Annotated in this window: 4 protein-coding genes and 1 pseudogene; 4 read left to right on the top strand and 1 reads right to left on the bottom strand. The window is 39.1% G+C overall.

The window, feature by feature from the left end:
• Window positions 1-139: 139 nt before the first annotated feature.
• From CDG79_RS39470 to CDG79_RS44600, 4 genes and pseudogenes are all read left to right on the top strand, one after another.
• Window positions 140-367, top strand: coding sequence for a hypothetical protein (locus CDG79_RS39470; protein WP_094346909.1), 228 nt, complete (start codon window positions 140-142; stop codon window positions 365-367).
• A gap of 165 nt (window positions 368-532) precedes the next feature.
• On the top strand, window positions 533-1,141 hold the full coding sequence (locus tag CDG79_RS39465) for a hypothetical protein (protein ID WP_094346907.1): 609 nt from the start codon (window positions 533-535) through the stop codon (window positions 1,139-1,141).
• Between the two features lie 486 nt (window positions 1,142-1,627).
• Window positions 1,628-2,244, top strand: a pseudogene (locus CDG79_RS39460) (Rpn family recombination-promoting nuclease/putative transposase); the annotation flags it as partial.
• A gap of 93 nt (window positions 2,245-2,337) precedes the next feature.
• The gene (locus CDG79_RS44600; protein WP_223278645.1) at window positions 2,338-2,940 is read left to right on the top strand and encodes a hypothetical protein; all 603 of its coding nucleotides are present in this window, start codon (window positions 2,338-2,340) and stop codon (window positions 2,938-2,940) included.
• A 124-nt stretch (window positions 2,941-3,064) separates the two neighbouring features.
• Here the strand turns inward: CDG79_RS44600 and CDG79_RS39445 are convergent, their stop codons facing one another.
• Window positions 3,065-3,853 (bottom strand): hypothetical protein, encoded by a 789-nt coding sequence (locus tag CDG79_RS39445; protein ID WP_094346906.1) that lies wholly within the window; start codon window positions 3,851-3,853, stop codon window positions 3,065-3,067.
• Window positions 3,854-4,110 lie beyond the last annotated feature (257 nt).

Genomic DNA, 4,110 nt, shown 5'->3' with positions numbered 1-4,110 from the left:
TATCTCATCAAGATGAATTTTCGTGCAAAGCAGTATTTTATTTGTAAATAAAATAACTCCGTACTTAAATATAATTTTTAGCGATCGCACTTTTTTTGTCCGACCTCACAAAATCGCATTGCTCCCTAATTGGGGGGGTATGGACACAGAGGCAGGATTCAGTAATTCTTGGTGGGAGCGGGTTAAATATTATGCTCGACTGGCGATTAAGCGGGTTGAATCCGGTGTAGAATCAGTTAAAGAATTACTCAGTACCCTGACGATTGATGAGCGTTGCGGCGTGATGCTGGAGTTTGAGGATCTTGACCTGGAAAAATTTGCTCAACTGGTAGCAGATGCGCCACAGTGGACTGAATGGATGGCGTGAGAAAGTGGTGATTGCTCCCGATGTACCTGCTTTTTCGGTGGCTCACGCTACCAATAACCATCGATGTACAAGTTCCACTCCTAATAATAGACAATAGATGTGCATCCATCGGAATATTTGATAATTCCGTATAATCCGTCTATCCATCTTAATATATCTCCTGATATGACAGAGACAAGAGACATTTTTTTTCAGGCGATCGGTATTATTTCTGGTCAATTAATTTTAAACAAAAAACCTTACACCTTGAGAATTTTAGATAAAAACTATCAGGTGTTCTTTAAAAATCCGACAAAAGCATTACCAGCAATCGCAAAAGAAATTCAAAAATCTGGGAATACTCTAAGGTTGTTGGTTTATCCAAGTATCACCTATTATCCAGGTAAAGAAGAACCACATAAAGTCCAATTTCAGATTGTTGCTTGGGAGTCAACAAGTGATGAACCAAAAAATATTTTTTCCGAACTTAATGATTTTGAATTTCTCCTTTCTGGATTCTGGCAATTCACCCCAGTCAGCAAAACTCCATGTGTTACCGTGTTCAAAAATTATCTAGAAGATAGAGCGGAAGATTTAAATTTTTCAGATGTTTTCAAACGCAAACCTATTTTGAAGGCGATACACGTACCGATGCTATGGCATGATTCCCAAGCTTTGCCAAATAACGATCCCAATGCAACGCCGTCAGACCAAAATAAGCAGAATTACCTCAGCATCAAGACTAGATTTTTACCGAGTAGTGATTTATGGGAATTTGATAGTTTTATCGTTTGATCAAGATGACGCAATGTGCAATATGCATTCATGCGTAGTAATGTGTAATGGATGGTGTGGAAAATTTCGAGCGCAAACCACAATCAATAGTCAACCAATAACCATTGGTTATTTTGATAACCTTGAAGATGCTTATCAGCCATATTGCGATTATGTCCAACCCATACATGGGGAATTTTTTAAAAGATATTAGTGGTCTGCTCCCAATACGGTTCGGATAAGCATTTTTCACAATCGAGTGTGGTGTTTCGACTGCGCTCAACACAAGTCTGGAGAATGGGGAGGGGTTAAAGCTTAAAGGATGTATTCAAAACATGAGTCCCTTTAACCGAACCGTATTGGGTCTGCTCCCGTGTTAATAGCAGCAAGTGAAATTACTATCAGGATTAGAAGATGCTGTTTGGTTTCAGAAAAAAGCGGGTCTTTGGTCAAAGGTTGGTTAAGCAATCTGTATAATTATGGTTTGCTCCTATCAGGGTAAAAGATATGATTGACCACGACCGCCTTTTCAAAGAATTACTATCTACGTTTTTTATTGAGTTTCTCGATTTATTTCTGCCTCAAGTAGTCAGCCAAATAGACCGTGATTCCATTCAGTTTCTCCCCCAAGAAGTGTTTACTGATGTCACCTCTGGGGAAAAAAAGGAAATTGATTTACTGGCTCAATGCCGCTTCGAGCAGCAAGACACTTGTTTTTTAATTCATGTTGAAAATCAGTCTTACACTGAGACAGCATTTGCCAAGCGGATGTTTAAATATTTTGCTCGACTGTACGAGAAATATGATTGTGCGATTTATCCTGTAGTGATTTTCTCATTTGATGAACCGAAACGCGCTGAATCGACTAATCACTCTGTAAGGTTTCCTGATTTAAATGTACTTGATTTTAATTTCAAGGCAATTCAATTAAATCGTTTAAATTGGCGAGATTTTTTAACACAGTCAAATCCGGTGGCAGCAGCATTGATGTCAAAAATGAATATTCCTCTTAAGAACGTCCACAGGTTAAGGCAGAATGTCTGCGGTTGCTGGCAACGTTAAAATTAGACCCAGCAAGGATGCAATTGATTTCTGGGTTCGTTGATACGTATTTGAGGCTAGATGTTGTCAGAATTAATGAGATAGTAGTTTTTTCTGAAAAAGTTTTCGCTTTATTTGTGAATGCTCTGCTCAACTTAAAATAATTTTACAGAACTATGCCAATTAAAAAACACATTAATCTGAATCTTGGAAGTTTCCTTAATCCCGCAGATAAAAAGATAGTTGTCAATTTAGCTAGTGAAGATATTTTAACTTTAATCACGCAAGAATTAAAAACTCGTTACTCACCAGAAACTCAAAAACAAGCCCTTGAAGGAAGTTCTCAGCTATTACCTGATTTTGTATTACAAGAATTATTAAAGCGCCAAGAGCAGGTAGTAAACGTTAACCCCAATACCTTGATAGTGGTTAACTGTCAAATAGCAGAGGTAGAGGTCGATGACTTGGGATTTGATTTAAATGTCGAAGCATATTTTGTAATTGGAGATGCAAATGGTCAAAATCATTTTCGCGCTAATAGGATCGGACTTTGGTCAAATATATGGGGTAATGAAGAAAAACTTTTTGATTTAGAAGATGAACTAGGCGACCACTTCTGGACTAATTATCAAATTCAGTTGCTTTTTGATGAAAAAGAGCAGCAAACAATTGAACTGTCAGTGTCACAAACAGACGACTATGAAGCAAGATTACAATTTTATCCAGCTTTTCAAAAGTTTTTACCATCCATAGTTCCCTTTACGGATAATGACTTTTAAAATCCGCGATTAAACCAAAATTTGCCCAACATTTATGGCGGTATCGTCTCGATGGTGGTGAAGAACAGCTTTTCTATTTCTGCTTGAACATTCCCTAATTTAACAATTTGATGGAGAATTGAGTTTATTCCTCCTCATCTTCATCTTCGTACTCCTCATCATCCTCGTCATATTCATAATCTGCATAATCCTTCCCATGTTGCTCATACCAGAGGCGTTCTTCCTCTTGAGCCGCCTCTCGCTGTATCCTTTTCCGTTCTGCCAGCTCTGCTTCTAGGAGTTCTTGCTCTAATTTCTCCTTCTCAATTCTTTCTTTCAAAAGCCTTTCTCGTTCTTGGGTTTCTTGCTCTACCCTCTTCCTCTCAAGTTTGATTAATCGCTGCTCAACTCGTCCACAGTAAAAATCTAATGCTTTACCTGTCGCCGCTCCGGTAACTGTACCACCCACTAGAAAAATGAGTCCGGTTTTCCAGCCTTCAATCGGGCCACCACTCCATTGCAAACTTTTTTGATTGAACCACACCAGCACAGAGAAGACAGAGATTCCAACTACCGTATTGATCAGCGCAAAAATTCTCGGTGTCATCTCAGTCTGTCGCAGGATCAGCCACTGTCCCAGCCAAAGTATTGCACCAAAAATCACCGCAGCGATCGCACTCATGACCAAATGATCTGGATATCTGAACGGATCTAATGCCATGTTAATGATCAATGGCACAAATATCAGCAGACAGAGCAAAAAGCCAATTAATAAGCCAAAAACGCTTATCAGGCTCCAGTAGCGACCGAGATAACCGAGGCGGAATTCCAATATCCACTCTTGTACGGGAAGCATTGTGATATAAAACGCGATTCCTGCACTGACATAATCGAGCATTGGATTAAGTAACTGTATATTTAGCGTACTTGGCATAACCGTGCCAAAACGGACAAGGTAAAGATACTAACCTAAGACGAATTGAAGGGATTATCTTATGACGAAATCGATTCTCATAATTAAATTCGCCTTAGTTCAATTTCACCAGGGGTCTACTGCTTACGCACAGGGTTAGCGCGTCTCAAAACCTATTGACAAGAGGACTTACCTGATCAGCGATAAGGTGGAAAACAAAGTGACACCATCTGAGGTAGGGTAAGATTTAATTCATCGAACTGCCATATCAAAGTAAT

The sequence above is a fragment of the Nostoc sp. 'Peltigera membranacea cyanobiont' 232 genome (genome assembly GCF_002245985.1).
GTDB lineage: Bacteria > Cyanobacteriota > Cyanobacteriia > Cyanobacteriales > Nostocaceae > Nostoc.
Note: the sequence above shows the minus strand (reverse complement) of the source record. Positions and strands in the feature narration are given on the sequence as shown.